The organism is Rothia sp. HMSC066H02, from assembly GCF_001814995.1.
Lineage (GTDB): Bacteria > Actinomycetota > Actinomycetes > Actinomycetales > Micrococcaceae > Rothia > Rothia mucilaginosa.
Genome location: NZ_KV818673.1, coordinates 53,455 through 68,005 on the forward strand (window position 1 = coordinate 53,455; position 14,551 = coordinate 68,005).

At 57.9% G+C, this 14,551-nt stretch carries 8 protein-coding genes; all 8 read left to right on the top strand.

Annotated elements, in window-relative coordinates:
• The first annotated feature begins 23 nt into the window (after positions 1-23).
• The 8 genes from HMPREF2999_RS02970 to HMPREF2999_RS03005 all read left to right on the top strand — a co-directional run bounded on the left by HMPREF2999_RS02970 (position 24) and on the right by HMPREF2999_RS03005 (position 14,425).
• The gene (locus HMPREF2999_RS02970) at positions 24-3,743 is read left to right on the top strand and encodes a nitrate reductase subunit alpha (RefSeq protein ID WP_070675898.1); all 3,720 of its coding nucleotides are present in this window, start codon (positions 24-26) and stop codon (positions 3,741-3,743) included.
• Complete coding sequence (gene narH, locus HMPREF2999_RS02975) at positions 3,743-5,356, top strand: nitrate reductase subunit beta (RefSeq protein ID WP_005504921.1); 1,614 nt, start codon at positions 3,743-3,745, stop codon at positions 5,354-5,356. Before HMPREF2999_RS02970 ends, narH begins: the two co-directional genes overlap by 1 nt.
• A 3-nt stretch (positions 5,357-5,359) precedes the next feature.
• The gene (gene narJ, locus HMPREF2999_RS02980; protein ID WP_070615157.1) at positions 5,360-6,100 is read left to right on the top strand and encodes a nitrate reductase molybdenum cofactor assembly chaperone; all 741 of its coding nucleotides are present in this window, start codon (positions 5,360-5,362) and stop codon (positions 6,098-6,100) included.
• A 26-nt stretch (positions 6,101-6,126) separates the two neighbouring features.
• Positions 6,127-6,960 (top strand): respiratory nitrate reductase subunit gamma, encoded by an 834-nt coding sequence (gene narI, locus HMPREF2999_RS02985; RefSeq protein ID WP_049341119.1) that lies wholly within the window; start codon positions 6,127-6,129, stop codon positions 6,958-6,960.
• A gap of 30 nt (positions 6,961-6,990) precedes the next feature.
• A complete protein-coding gene (locus tag HMPREF2999_RS02990; RefSeq protein ID WP_070675896.1) occupies positions 6,991-8,214 on the top strand; it encodes an MFS transporter in 1,224 nt (407 codons plus the stop codon).
• Between the two features lie 306 nt (positions 8,215-8,520).
• Positions 8,521-11,361 carry an aminomethyl-transferring glycine dehydrogenase gene (gene gcvP / locus HMPREF2999_RS02995; protein ID WP_070675895.1) on the top strand — a complete coding sequence of 947 codons (2,841 nt, stop codon included), beginning with the start codon at positions 8,521-8,523 and terminating at the stop codon, positions 11,359-11,361.
• Positions 11,362-11,533: 172 nt separating this feature from the next.
• On the top strand, positions 11,534-12,652 hold the full coding sequence (gcvT, locus tag HMPREF2999_RS03000) for a glycine cleavage system aminomethyltransferase GcvT (RefSeq protein ID WP_005508390.1): 1,119 nt from the start codon (positions 11,534-11,536) through the stop codon (positions 12,650-12,652).
• A 276-nt stretch (positions 12,653-12,928) separates the two neighbouring features.
• Positions 12,929-14,425, top strand: a complete 1,497-nt coding sequence (locus HMPREF2999_RS03005) for an L-serine ammonia-lyase (protein ID WP_005508391.1) — start codon at positions 12,929-12,931, stop codon at positions 14,423-14,425.
• Positions 14,426-14,551: the final 126 nt, after the last annotated feature.

Genomic DNA, 14,551 nt, shown 5'->3' on the forward strand with positions numbered 1-14,551 from the left:
AAATTTCCGATATATTGGGCAGTATGGAACAAGCATCACAGATTAAGGGCCCGGATGGCCCCCTTACCGATCAGCTGATCAAGTTCGGTAAGTTCTTCTCCCGCTGGGATGAGACTGAAGACGGCCGCGCCGTCTTCCGTGAAGGCGGCCGCGAAGGTGACGCCTTCTACCGCGACCGTTGGAGCCACGATAAGGAAGTTCGCTCTACCCACGGCGTGAACTGCACCGGCTCCTGCTCCTGGAAGGTGTACGTCAAGGACGGCATTATCACCTGGGAAGCACAGGAAACTGACTACCCCTCGGTTGGTCCCGACCGCCCCGAGTACGAGCCCCGCGGTTGCCCCCGCGGTGCAGCATTCTCGTGGTACACCTACTCTCCCACTCGCGTTAAGTACCCCTACGTTCGCGGTCTCCTGCTGGAGATGTACCGCGAAGCGAAGGCAATCCACAACGATCCCGTGGACGCCTTCCACTCCATCGTGTCCGACCCCGCCAAGCGTGCACGCTACGTGAACGCACGTGGTAAGGGTGGTCTGGTGCGCTCGACCTGGGCTGAGGCTCTCGAGCTGATGGCTGCTGCTCACGTGCACACCATCAAGTACTACGGTCCCGACCGTAACACCGGCTTCACCCCGATTCCGGCAATGTCCATGGCGTCCTTCAGCGCGGGTGTTCGCTACATCCAGCTGGCCGGTGGCGTCATGACCAGCTTCTACGACTGGTACGCTGACCTTCCCGTGGCTTCCCCGCAGGTCTTCGGCGACCAGACCGACGTTCCCGAGTCTGGCGACTGGTGGGACGCTGCGTACCTCATCATGTGGGGCGCAAACGTTCCGCTGACCCGTACCCCGGACGCTCACTGGGTCTCCGAGGTTCGCTACCGCGGTACCAAGGTTGTCACCGTGAGCCCCGACTACGCCGACAACACCAAGTTCGCTGACGAGTGGCTGCCCGCACAGGCAGGTACCGACGCGGCACTGGCTATGGCGATGGGCCACGTCATCCTCAAGGAGAACTATGTCGACCAGCGTGTCGAGTTCTTCGAGGACTTCTCCCTGACCTACACCGACCTTCCCTTCCTGGTCACCCTGGAAACCCGTGAAGACGGCGTTAAGGTCCCCTCCAAGTTCCTGACCGCTGCTAAGCTCGCTGGCGAGGCTGAGCAGCCGAACGCTGACTTCAAGCCCGTCCTGATGGACCGCGAGACCGGCGAGGTCTTCGTGCCCAACGGCACCATGGGTCACCGTTACGCTCAGGAAGACCAGGGCAAGTGGAACCTGGATTTGCAGGGTCGTAAGCCGATTCTGTCGATTCGCGACCTGCCCCAGGGTCAGACTGCAGCTGCAGAGATCAAGATGCCGACCTTCGACAACCCGAAGGGCCACGGCGACGTCATTACCCGCGGTGTGCCCGTAGCCTACGTTGAAGGCCACGAAGTCACCACCGTCTTCGATATCATGCTGGCACAGTACGGTGTGGGCCGTGAGGGCCTGCCCGGTACCTGGGCTAAGGACTACGAGGACTGGAACGTTCAGAACACCCCGGCATGGCAGGAGCAGATTACCTCTGTCCCCGCCGAGGCTGTTATCCGCGTTGCCCGCGAGTTTGCTAAGAGCGCCCTGGATTCCGGTGGCCGCTCCATGGTCATCTTCGGTGCAGGTATCTGCCAGTGGTACCACGCTGACACCACCTACCGCGCTATCCTCGCCCTGCTGAACCTGACCGGTTGCCAGGGTCGTAACGGTGGCGGTTGGGCTCACTACGTGGGCCAGGAGAAGGCGCGTCCGCTGACCGGTCTGACCAACATTGCGAACGCTCTGGACTGGAGCCGCCCGCCGCGTCACATGATCGGTACCGGCTTCTGGTACATGCACACTGACCAGTTCCGTCAGGATGCATACTCCACCGACTACCTGCAGTCCCCGCTGGCTAAGGGCGAGCTGCGCGACGTTCACACTGCTGACGTTGTGGCACGTTCTACCCGTATGGGCTGGATGCCGTTCTACCCGCAGTTCCCCGAGAACTCGCTGGACCTGGCAGACAAGGCAGAGCAGGCAGTGGCACGCGGCGAGGCTTCCTCGAACGCGGACTACATTGCACAGCGCCTGAACTCCGGTGACCTGGAGTTCTCCGTTGAGGACGTTGACAACCCCGTCAACTGGCCTCGTACCCTGACCCTGTGGCGTTCGAACCTGTTCGGTTCCTCCGCTAAGGGTGAGAGCTACTTCCTGAAGCACCTGGTCGGTAGCATGGACAACGTCCAGGGCTCCGACTCGGAGAAGCTGCCGAACGAAGTGAAGTGGGTTAAGGACGCGCCTCAGGGCAAGCTGGATCTGCTGGTCACCTCGGACTTCCGTATGACCTCCACGACCCTGCTGTCTGACATCGTTCTGCCGACTGCTACCTGGTACGAGAAGCACGATATCTCCTCGACCGATATGCACCCGTTCCTGCATGCGTTCTCCCCGGCAATTGACCCGCCGTGGGAGGCAAAGACCGACCACGAGACCTTCAAGGCACTGGCGTTTGAGTTCAGCCGCCTGGCTAAGAAGCACCTCGGCGTCCGTAAGGACATTGTTTCGGTCCCGCTGTTGCACGACACCCCCGGCCAGATTGCTCAGCCCGGCGGTCACGCACCCGACTGGAAGAACACCCCCGGTATGGTGGGCGTACCCGGCAAGAACATGCCGAACTTCGTCACCGTCGAGCGCGACTACGGCGCACTGTACGACATGTACACCACCGTTGGCCCGCTGTTCGATAAGCTCGGTGCAACCACCAAGTTCATCACTTACGACCTGAAGGACGAAGTCGCGAAGATGGCTAAGGAATTCGGCGTGATGGACTCCGGTAAGGGCGCAGGCCGTCCGGCACTGGATACCGACGTGAAGATTTCTGAAGCAATCCTCATGATTTCCGGTACCTCCAACGGTGAGGTCGCTGTCAAGGGCTTCAAGGAGCTTGAGAAGCAGACCGGTCTGCACCTGATGGACCTGGCAGAAGGTAACGAGGAACGTCGTATCACCTTCCCTATGACCCAGGCCGCACCGCAGCCCGTGATGACCTCCCCCGAGTGGTCCGGTTCGGAGACCGGTGGTCGCCGTTACGCTCCGTTCACCGTCAACATCGAGAAGAAGAAGCCGTTCCACACCCTGACCGGCCGTATGCACTTCTTCCTCGACCACGACTGGATGCACGAAATGGGCGAGGCTCTGCCGATTTACCGTCCGCCGCTGGATATGACCGGCCTGTACAACGAGCCTGAGCTCGGTACTACCGATGGTGTTTCGGTTGCTGTTCGCTACCTGACCCCGCACAACAAGTGGGCAATTCACTCGCAGTACTTCGACAACCACTACATGCTGAGCATGTTCCGTGGCGGTCCGACTGCATGGATGAGCCCGCAGGACGCCGAGAAGATTGGCGTCAAGGATGGCGAGTGGATTGAGTGTGTGAACACCAATGGTGTCTTCGTCGGCCGTGCGGTTGTTTCGCACCGTATGCCCGAGGGCGTTTGCTACGTCTACCACGCTCAGGAGCGTATGGTTAGCCCGAAGTCTGAAGTCACCGGTAAGCGCGGTGGTATTCACAACTCGGTGACCCGTATTCTTCTGAAGCCCACCCACATGATTGGTGGCTACGCTCACCAGGCGTTCGCCTTCAACTATCTTGGACCGACCGGTAACCAGCGAGACATCGTCTCGTACATCCGTCGCCGTAAGTCCCAGGAGGTAACTTTCTAATGCGCGTTATGGCACAAGTTGCTATGGTGATGGCGCTCGATAAGTGCATCGGCTGCCACACCTGCTCCGTGACCTGTAAGCAGGCATGGACGAACCGAGCCGGTACCGAGTACGTCTGGTTCAACAACGTTGAGACTCGTCCCGGCCAGGGTTACCCCCGCCGTTACGAGGATCAGGAGAAGTGGAAGGGCGGCTGGGTGCTGAACAAGCGCGGTCGTCTGGAGCTCAAGAGCGGTAACCGCTTCCAGAAGCTCTTCACGATCTTCGCTTCCCCGATTCAGCCCGAGCTGAACGACTACTACGAGCCCTGGACCTACGATTACCAGAACCTGACCAGTGCTCCTCTGGGTGATGACTTCCCGGCTGCTAAGCCGGTCTCCCTCATCACCGGTGAGGACACCAAGGTCGAGTGGGGTATGAACTGGGACGACAACCTGGCTGGTGCGACCGAGTACGGTCACCTGGACCCGCTGGTTGAGAAGGTTCGCAAGAAGGCTGAGGACAAGATTAAGTTCGAGTTCGAGCAGACCTTCATGTTCTACCTGCCTCGTATTTGTGAGCACTGCTTGAACCCCTCCTGCATGGCTTCTTGCCCCTCCGGCGCTATCTACAAGCGCGCTGAGGACGGTATCGTTCTGGTTGACCAGGACCGTTGCCGCGGTTGGCGTCAGTGCATCACCGGCTGCCCCTACAAGAAGGTGTACTTCAACCACAAGACGGGTAAGGCTGAGAAGTGTACCTTCTGCTACCCCCGTATTGAGGCTGGTATTCCGACCGTGTGTGCTGAGACCTGTGTTGGTCGTATGCGCTACATCGGTATCTTCCTCTACGATGCAGACCGCGTGACTGAGGCTGCTTCGGTTGAGGATGAGAAGGACCTCTACGAGGCTCAGCTGTCGCTGATGCTTGATCCTTCGGATCCGGCTGTGATTGAGCAGGCTCGTAAGAACGACATCCCCGATGCGTGGATTACTGCAGCTCAGAAGTCGCCCGTGTACAAGCTGGCGAAGGAGTGGAAGGTGGCCCTGCCCCTGCACCCCGAGTACCGCACCATGCCGATGGTTTGGTACGTGCCGCCGCTGTCTCCGATTGTTGACCTGCTCAAGGAGCAGGGCCACGATGCAGAGAACAGCAACAACCTGTTCGGCGCTATTGAGTCTCTCCGTATTCCGGTTGAGTACCTGGCTGAGCTGTTCACCGCTGGTGACACTGAGGTTGTTACTAACGTTCTGCGCCGCCTGGCTGCGATGCGTTCGTACATGCGTGACATCAACCTCGGTGGCGAAGGCAACGAGGAGATTGCTCAGGCAGTTGGCATGACTGGTCAGCAGGTGTACGAGATGTACCGCCTGATGGCTATCGCTAAGTACAACGAGCGTTACGTCATTCCGAAGGCTCACATGGAAGACGCCCACAACCTTGAGGAAATGGGCTGCTCCCTGAGCGTGGATGGCGGACCCGGCATGTACGGCGATGCGTTCAACGACATGGAGGGTCGCCCGACCCCCGTGTCCACCGGTGTCTACGAGGCTAACAACAAGGTCAGCTTGTTCAGCTGGGACGGTTCTTCCCGTCCTGACGGCCTCTTCCCGAATACCACCGGAAAGAAGTAATAAGTGGCTGGATTCTTTTCCAAGCTCATGGGCAAGGCCGGTTCCGAGGCTGCTGTCTCGGAACCGGCTCAGCCGGAGAACCCGTTCGATATCGATTACGGTCCCGGCGAGGATAAAGACTCGGTGATCTACCAGGTGAGCGGTATGCTCCTGGGCTACCCCGATGAGGAAACTCTGAAGGTTCTGCCTGAACTGGTGGAGATTACCGCTTCCACCCAGGATGAGGCTTTCATTGCTGCCGTTGATGCGGTTCAGCAGTGGCTGACTTCTAAGGACCTTGAGGATGTGCAGTCCGAGTACGTGCAGGAGTACGACCTTTCGCGTCGTCATTCTCTGCATCTGTCCTACTGGACCGATGGCGATACCCGCCGCCGTGGTGAGACTCTTCTGCGTTTTAAGCAGATGTACCGCGACTCCGGTATGTTGACCGTTTTGAATGGTGAGCTTCCGGACTACCTGCCGCTGGTGCTGGAGTTCTGTGCGTTGGTGGATCGCCGTAAGGGCCGTTCCGCTTTGCAGGCGTACCGTCCGTCCCTTGAGCTTCTTCGTCTGTCCATGAAGGACGGAAATCTGCCCCACTACGGGTTGTTGCAGAGCATCTGCGATACCCTTCCTGGCGTCTCTCCGCAGACTCAGGAGGAGGTCCAGAAGATGGCTGGCTACGGCCCTCCCGTCGAGACTGTTGGCCTGAATGGCTACGCTGATCATCAGCTGCTCCAGCAGGCTTCGGCTCGTTCTAACTAGTTTTATCCCTTGTGAGGAGACAACACGTGTACGTACTTGCTTCTGAGAACGCAGGACATGCTGCACAGGCTGTAGCCGATCCGGGTATTGTTGACATCCTGCTGTGGGGCGTTCTGCCCTATGTTGCACTGGTCATTCTGATTGGTGGCACCATTTGGCGTTACCGTACTGACCAGTTCGGATGGACTACCCGCTCGTCCCAGGTCTATGAATCGAAGCTGTTGCGCATCGCTTCGCCCCTGTTCCATTACGGTCTTGCGGCTGTGTTCCTTGGCCACGTTGGTGGTCTGCTGGTGCCTAAGGCATTCACCGACCTGGTCGTTTCGGATGACACTTACCACATTGTGGCGCTGGTTGGCGGTTCTGTCGCTGCGGTCGCAACCATTGTTGGTATGTTCGTTCTGATTGGTCGCCGCGCTTCGAACTCTCGTGTGCGTTCGGCTACCACTCGTAATGACGTTTTCATGTATGTCGTTTTGGTCCTGGTGATTCTCGCCGGTACTGCGGCTACTCTGATTTCGGCTGTGAACCCCTCGGGCGGTTTGCCTCCGGTGAATGGTCACGAGGTTCACTTCAACTACCGTGAGACCATTTCTGTGTGGTTCCGTTCGCTGTTCTACTTCCACCCTGAGGTGGCTCTGATGGTGAATATTCCTGTGGCTTTCAAGATTCACATCGTGGTGGCTATGGTTCTGTTCATCATTTGGCCGTTTACCCGCCTGGTGCATGCACTGACTGTGCCCCTGCACTACCTCTTCCGCCCCTACACCGTGTACCGCTCTCGTGGCGGCCAGCGTGTTGGTGCACGTCGAGGTTGGGATCCGGTTGGTACTCTCCCGCGTGAGCGCGCCGACCGCTAATACACATATCCATATTGCAAAAGAGGAAATATGAGCACCCCTGCTGCACCGAGCTACGACCTGAAGAATGGTCAGCTCCGTAACGTTCTGCTTGCAACCTTCGCCTCGACCATTGGTTTCTGGGCGTGGACCGTTGTTGGCCCGCTGGCCAAGATGTACGCAAAGCAGATGCACCTGGACGCTGGTATGACCAGCCTTCTGGTTGCTATGCCGATTTTCATCGGCGCTATCGGCCGTATTCCCGTCGGCGGTCTGACCGACCGTTACGGTGGTCGTATTATGTTCACCATTGTTCTGGCTGTCAGCGCACCGCTGGTTCTGCTGGTGGGCGTGGCTGGTCAGATGAACTCTCTGCCCATGCTGCTGATTGTCTCCTTCTTCCTGGGTATTGCGGGTACCGTGTTCGCTATAGGTATTCCCTTCAGCTCGGCATGGTATGACGTATCGAAGAAGGGCTTCGCAACCGGCGTGTTCGGTGCAGGCATGGTGGGTACCGCGGTTTCCGCATTCGCTACCCCCCGCCTGGTGCAGGGTATCGGTTACTTCCCGACTCACATCCTGATTGCTGTGATTTGTGCAGTAACCGCCGTGATTTCTTTCGTGTTCCTGAAGGATTCCCCGGCAACCATTGGCCGTGAGGTCACCCCGCTGATGCCGAAGATTATTCGCGCATTCAAGGTGAAGACCACTTGGCAGCTCTGCTTCCTCTACGCAGTTGTGTTCGGTGCCTTCGTGGCATTCTCGAACTACCTGCCCACTTACCTGAGCAACATCTACCACTTCGACGCTAATGACGCTGGTCTGCGTGCGGCTGGCTTTACCGCTGCCGCTGTGGTGGCTCGTCCCTTCGGTGGTGTTCTGGCTGATAAGTTCGGTCCGAAGATTATCTCCCTCATCTCCCTGGGCGGTGTGGTGATTCTGGCAGTTATTACCGCATTCCAGCCTAATGCTGAGCACGTGTACGGTGCTGTCTTCATCCTGATGGGTGCTCTGCTGGGTCTGGGCCACGGCTCGGTCTTCGGCTGGTTGGGTCGCGTTGCTGACCCGAAGAACGTTGGTGCGGTGTCCGGTGTGATTGCTGCTACTGGCGCGCTGGGTGGCTTCTTCCCGCCGCTGGTGATGGGTGCAACCTACAACCAGGAGCACAACAACTACTTCATCGGTCTGATGCTGCTGGCCGTGACCGCGTTCCTCGCCTTCCTGTCGGTATTCCTCGTGCCGCACGGTGGCAAGCCGGATCACGCTAAGAAGTAATCCATTGAAGATATTTAGATATTCCTCGTAAGAGGTATATCTGAGCTTGTTTTCATAGGGGCCCCGGTTCGTTCTTCCGGTAACGGAGAATGAACCGGGGCCTTGCTCTGTTCGGTATCAGGGGCGAGAGAATCCTTCGAGTCGTCAATATGAGGGTTAGGAGAAGAGTTATCGTCTCCGAGCATGTCGAATCGTGATAATGGTGAGAAAAATGTGCGGAGATGTGGGACACTTAAAGCGTTCGACTCGTCGCAATAGCGCGACGTGACCCCTCTACGGTTTGCGCCGACCAATAGGAGAATCCCTATGTCCTTTATTGATCGTCATCTCGGCCCCCGTTCCGCAGACGCAGAGCAGATGCTCGAAACCCTGGGATATTCTTCCCTGGATGCGCTGATGGACGCTGTTGTCCCCTCGCAGATTCGCCTTGACGGCGAATTGCAGTTGCCTGCTCCGCTGTCGGAGCATGAGGCTCAGGCAAAGATTGCCGGCTATGCTGCGAAGAATAAGGTTCTCGCCCAGATGATTGGTGCCGGATACTACGATGCAGTAACTCCCGCGGTTCTGCGCCGTAACATTCTGGAAAACCCCGGTTTCTACACTTCTTACACCCCGTACCAGGCTGAGATTTCTCAGGGCCGTCTGGAGGCTCTGCTGAACTTCCAGAACACCGTGATGGAGCTGACCGGCCTGGAGATTGCAAACTCCTCCCTGCTGGATGAGGCGTCCGCAGTGGCTGAAGCAGCTGTCATGATGCACCGTGCGAACCGCAAGGTGAAGAACGGCTTCTTCGCGATTGACTCCCGTTGCCTGCCTCAGGTTATTTCGGTGACTCGCGGCCGTGCAGAGATGCTCGGCATTCCCTTCGTCATTACTGATTTCTCTGAGGGCCTGCCCGAGGGCGACCTGTACGGTATCGTCCTGGCGTACCCCGGCAATGAAGGCGATATTCGCGATATTGAGCCGCTGATTAAGGCCGCTAAGGAGCGTAACGCCCTGGTCACTGTGGTCGCTGACCTGCTGGCTCTGACCCTGCTGAAGTCTCCAGGTGAGCTGGGCGCTGATATCGCTGTGGGTAACACTCAGCGTTTCGGTCTGCCCTTCTTCTTCGGTGGCCCCCACGCTGCGTACATGGCTGTTCACAAGGGCATGGAGCGTACCATGCCTGGCCGTCTGGTGGGTGTTTCTAAGGATTCGGCTGGTAAGCCTGCGTACCGTCTGGCTCTGCAGACTCGTGAGCAGCACATTCGCCGTGAGAAGGCTACTTCCAATATTTGTACTGCTCAGGCTCTGCTGGCGATTGTTGCTGGTGCTTACGCGATGTACCACGGTCCTGAGGGTCTGCGCGCTATCGCGAACCGCCTGCACACTAATGCCGCTCGTGTTGCTACCGCGCTGAAGGCTGCGGGCTACGGTATCGCTCACGATACTTTCTTCGACACCGTCGTGGTGGAGGCTGCTGGCCGTGCCGACGAGCTGGTTGCGAAGGCTCTGGAAGCTGGCGTGAACATCCGCCGCTTCGACGAGAACCGCGTCGGTATTTCCGTGGGTGAGTCTCACGGTGAGGAGCTGCTCAAGGGCCTGGTTGAGGCTCTGGGCGGCACCCTGGGTGAGGCAGATGCACAGTACGATCTGCCCGCTGAGCTGCTGCGTACCGATGACTACATGCAGCACCCGATTTTCCACAAGTACCGTTCCGAAACCGAGATGATGCGCTACCTGCGTCACCTCGCTGACAAGGATCTGGCACTTGACCGCACCATGATTCCGCTGGGTTCGTGCACTATGAAGCTGAACGCGGCCGCTGAGATGGAGCCCATCTCCTGGCCTGAGTTCGCGAACATCCACCCGCTGGTCCCGGAGGATCAGGCTGAGGGCTGGCACGAGCTGATTAAGGATTTGAGCGAGTGGCTGGTTGCTATTACCGGTTACGATGCTATCTCGCTGCAGCCGAACTCGGGTGCGACCGGTGAGTACGCTGGTCTGCGCGCTATCCGTTCCTTCCATGAGGCTAACGGTGACCACGAGCGCGATACCGTCCTGATTCCGTTGTCTGCTCACGGCACCAACGCGGCATCTGCTGCTCTGGCTGGTCTGAAGGTTGCCGGTGTGGCAACTGCGGCTGACGGTTCGATTGATGTTGACGACCTGAAGGCAAAGATTGAGAAGTACGGCCCCAAGGTTGCCGGCATCATGATTACCTACCCTTCCACTCACGGTGTGTTTGAGGAGCAGGTTGCTGAGGTTTGCCAGCTGGTTCACGAGGCTGGCGGCCAGGTGTACCTGGATGGCGCGAACCTGAACGCTCAGATGGGCTTCGCTCAGCCCGGTAAGTTCGGCGGCGACGTTTCGCACCTGAACCTGCACAAGACCTTCTCCATTCCTCACGGTGGTGGCGGCCCCGGTGTTGGCCCGCTGGCTGTTCGTGAGCACCTGGCGAAGTTCCTGCCCGGTGACGCATACCGCGCTGATGCTGAGGGTAAGCTCCCCAACGATGCCGCACTGCCGATTTCGCAGGCGTTCTTCGGTTCTGCCGGTGTTCTGCCGATTAGCTGGATGTACATTGCGATGACTGGTGCTCAGGGTCTGAAGGACTCTTCGCAGTACGCGGTTCTGAACGCTAACTACATTGCGAAGAAGCTTAACGACAAGTACCCGGTGCTGTACACCGGCCCCGGCGGTCTGGTCGCTCACGAGTGCATCCTGGACCTGCGTCAGCTGACCGATCAGTCTCACGTGACTGCTGAGGACGTCTGCAAGCGCCTGATGGACTTCGGTTTCCACGCTCCGACTCTGGCGTTCCCGGTTCCGGGCACCCTGATGGTTGAGCCGACTGAGTCTGAGTCGAAGGAAGAGCTGGACCGCTTCATTGAGGCAATGGAAACCATCTACGACGAGATTATCGAGGTGGCTGAGGGCAAGGTCGTTGTGGAGGATTCGGTTCTGCGCAACGCACCGCACACCGTTGATGTGGTGAGCGCTGATGAGTGGGATCGCCCCTACAGCCGTACTCAGGCAGCTTTCCCTGTCCCGAGCCTGCGCGCTAACAAGTACTTCACTTCGGTGGGTCGTATTGATGGTGCTGGCGGTGACCGTAACTTCGTGTGCGAATGCCCCCCGATGGAGGCTTTCGACCTGGAAGCATAAGGAGCCTGTAACGCTCCTGGGTAGGCTGTAGCGGTCTACCTGCCTCACCCGTCCTCAGGTTCCTGGGGGCGGGTGGGGATCGCCTCCGCAGCATATCTCGTGTCTGTGGGGGTGAACTAAATCTACGACGATTGAACGATAACAGCACAAGGCTGTGCGTGAGGAGAATCTAATGTCCCCCAAGAAGACCTCTCTGTACTCTGTCCACGAGAAGCTTGGCGCTTCTTTCACCGACTTTGGTGGCTGGGATATGCCCCTGAAGTACGCTAATGATGTTGCTGAGCATGAGGCGGTCCGTACTCGTGCCGGTATTTTCGACCTGTCCCACATGGGTGAGTTCCGTGTGACCGGTCCGGATGCGGGCGCGTTCCTGGATTACGCTCTGGTGTCGAACATGTCCATCCTGAAGGTCGGTAAGGCAAAGTACTCGATCCTGGTCAACGACAAGGGCGGCGTGATTGACGACCTGATTACTTACCGTCTGGGCGATGAGGAGTTCATGGTCGTTCCGAACGCTTCGAACATTGACACTGACTTCGCTGCGATGAGCGAGCGCCTGGGCGATTTCAACGTTGAGTTCGTGAACGAGTCGGAGCAGACTTCCCTGGTGGCTGTTCAGGGTCCTCGTGCTGAGGAGATTCTGCTGGCTGCTGGTGTTTCTGATGAGGAGGCTGTCCGCGAGCTGAAGTACTACGCTTCGGTGCCGCTGACTGTTGCCGGTGTTGATGTTCTGCTGGCTCGTACCGGTTACACCGGTGAGGACGGCTTCGAGCTGTTCGTTCCGAATGAGAACGCTGTTGAGCTGTGGGATAAGCTGGCTGCTGCTGGTGAGCCTTTCGGTATGATTCCTGCCGGTCTGGCTTCTCGTGACTCCCTGCGTCTTGAGGCTGGTATGCCGCTGTACGGTCATGAGCTGGGTCTTGAGATTACTCCGTTTGAGTCCGGTCTGGGCCGTCTGGTTGAGATTGCTCTGGAGAAGAAGGCAGCTGACTTCGTTGGTCGTGAGGCTCTGACTGAGCTGGCTAAGAGCGAGTCGAAGCGCATCCTGGTTGGTTTGAAGGCTCAGGCGAAGCGTCCTGCTCGTGCCGGTTCTAAGCTGGTGGATGCTGAGGGCAATGAGATTGGTGAGGTTACCTCCGGTATTCCTTCCCCGACTCTGGGCTTCCCGATTGCTATGGCGCTGGTGAACCGTGAATTCTCTGAGGTTGGTTCTACTGTGGATGTTGATATCCGCGGTAAGCGTGCTCCGTTTGATGTTGTGGCTCTGCCGTTCTACAAGCGTGAGAAGTAAGAGTTTTTCTGCAGGTAATCTGTAGGGTAGAGGCGTCGTGTCCTGTGTGGGCACGGCGCCTTTTCTGCGCCGTGAGGTGGGCGTTGAGTGGTGGGGGAGTGTATGAGGTGTTCTGAGCCTTAGTTTGTGCTGGTTCTGAAGTGCGTTAGGATTAGAGCGGCCAGTCAAGGGTGATTGTCCGCACTTATAGACCGCAGGTTGATGTGTGGTTCCTCCGTTGAGGGGCGCGTATCTTTTGGTGCGGTGCACAGACATTATTTATTTGAAGGACAGAACGTGGCTATTAACCAGAGCGCGCCCAGCAGCGCCCAGAAGAAGGCAGAGGCTCTGCCGTATGACATCAGTGTTTTTGAGATGTTCAGCGTTGGTGTGGGGCCTTCGAGTTCGCATACGGTGGGGCCGATGCGCGCTTCGAACCGTTTTGTGGCGGAGCTGATTGATGAGGGCCTGCTGGACCGTGTGACGGGTGTGCATGTTGACCTGTATGGTTCGTTGGCGGCTACGGGTGCTGGTCACGGTACGATGAGTGCTGCGTTGAAGGGCCTGTGTGGTTTTGTTCCGGAGACGATCAATATCGCTGATTCTGAGGCGATGATTGAGCGTAATAGCGTGGATGGTACTTTGCCGTTGGCTGGTTATCCGTCCTCTGCTTACGGTGTGACTGCGCCCGGTGGTGAGGAGCAGAAGGTGTACGGCCCGGTGGTGAATTACCGTGAGCTGGATATGACTCTGCGTCCGTTGACGGTTCTTCCGCGTCATACGAACGGTATGAAGATTGCGGCGTTTGCGGGTGAGCAGCTGCTGTTGGAGCGCACTTACTATTCGATTGGTGGCGGCTTCATTGTTGAGGGTGATGAGGAGGCGACCGGTTGTGCGTCGCTGATGAACCCTCCGTATCCGTTTGGTTCGGCTGCTGAGCTGCTGGAGATGGCGAATGAGTCTGGTCTGTCGATTGCGCAGTTGAAGATGGCGAATGAGTGTTCTCTGCGTTCTGAGCAGGAGGTCCGTGATGGTATCTTGCATATTTACCGTGTGATGAAGGAGTGTATCGGTTCTTCGTTGGCGCGTGTGGGTTATTTGCCGGGGCCGCTGAAGGTGCGTTGCCGTGCGGGTGCGTGGCATCGCGATTTGATGGTGGAGGATCCTTCGAAGTCTCCTGAGTTCGCTATTGACTGGGTGAATCTGATTGCTTTGGCGGTCAATGAGGAGAACGCTTTTGGTGGTCGTGTGGTGACTGCTCCGACGAATGGTGCTGCGGGTATTATTCCTGCGGTGCTGCATTACGCGATGAATTACACGCAGGGTATCCGCCATTGCGGTCAGGCTGCTCGTGATCAAGCGGTTGTTGATTTCTTCTTGGCGTCTGCTGCTGTGGGTGTGCTGTATAAGAAGCGCGCGTCGATTTCTGGTGCTGAGGTGGGTTGCCAGGGTGAGGTGGGTAGCGCCTCCTCGATGGCTGCTGCTGGTTTGGCGCAGGTGATGGGTGGTACTCCCGAGCAGGTTGAGAATGCGGCTGAGATTGCGATGGAACACAACCTGGGTCTGACGTGTGACCCGGTGGGTGGTTTGGTGCAGATTCCGTGTATTGAGCGTAATGCGATGGCTGCGTCGAATGCTGTGACGGCGGCTCGTATGGCGTTGCGTGGTGATGGTACGCACCGTGTGTCGTTGGATCAGGTGATTGAGACGATGCGTCAGACCGGTTTGGATATGTCTCACCGTTATAAGGAGACGTCTATGGGTGGTTTGGCTGTGAATGTGGTGGAATGCTAGGTGCACGCTGTGGCAGGTTTGCACTCCTGATGAGGGTGTGGTAGACAGAAGGGCTTTCTTCCTGTATCGTTAGTATTTACGCTTTCCCTAACCTTTGTGCCTTCATATAGCGGTGGGCACGGGCTG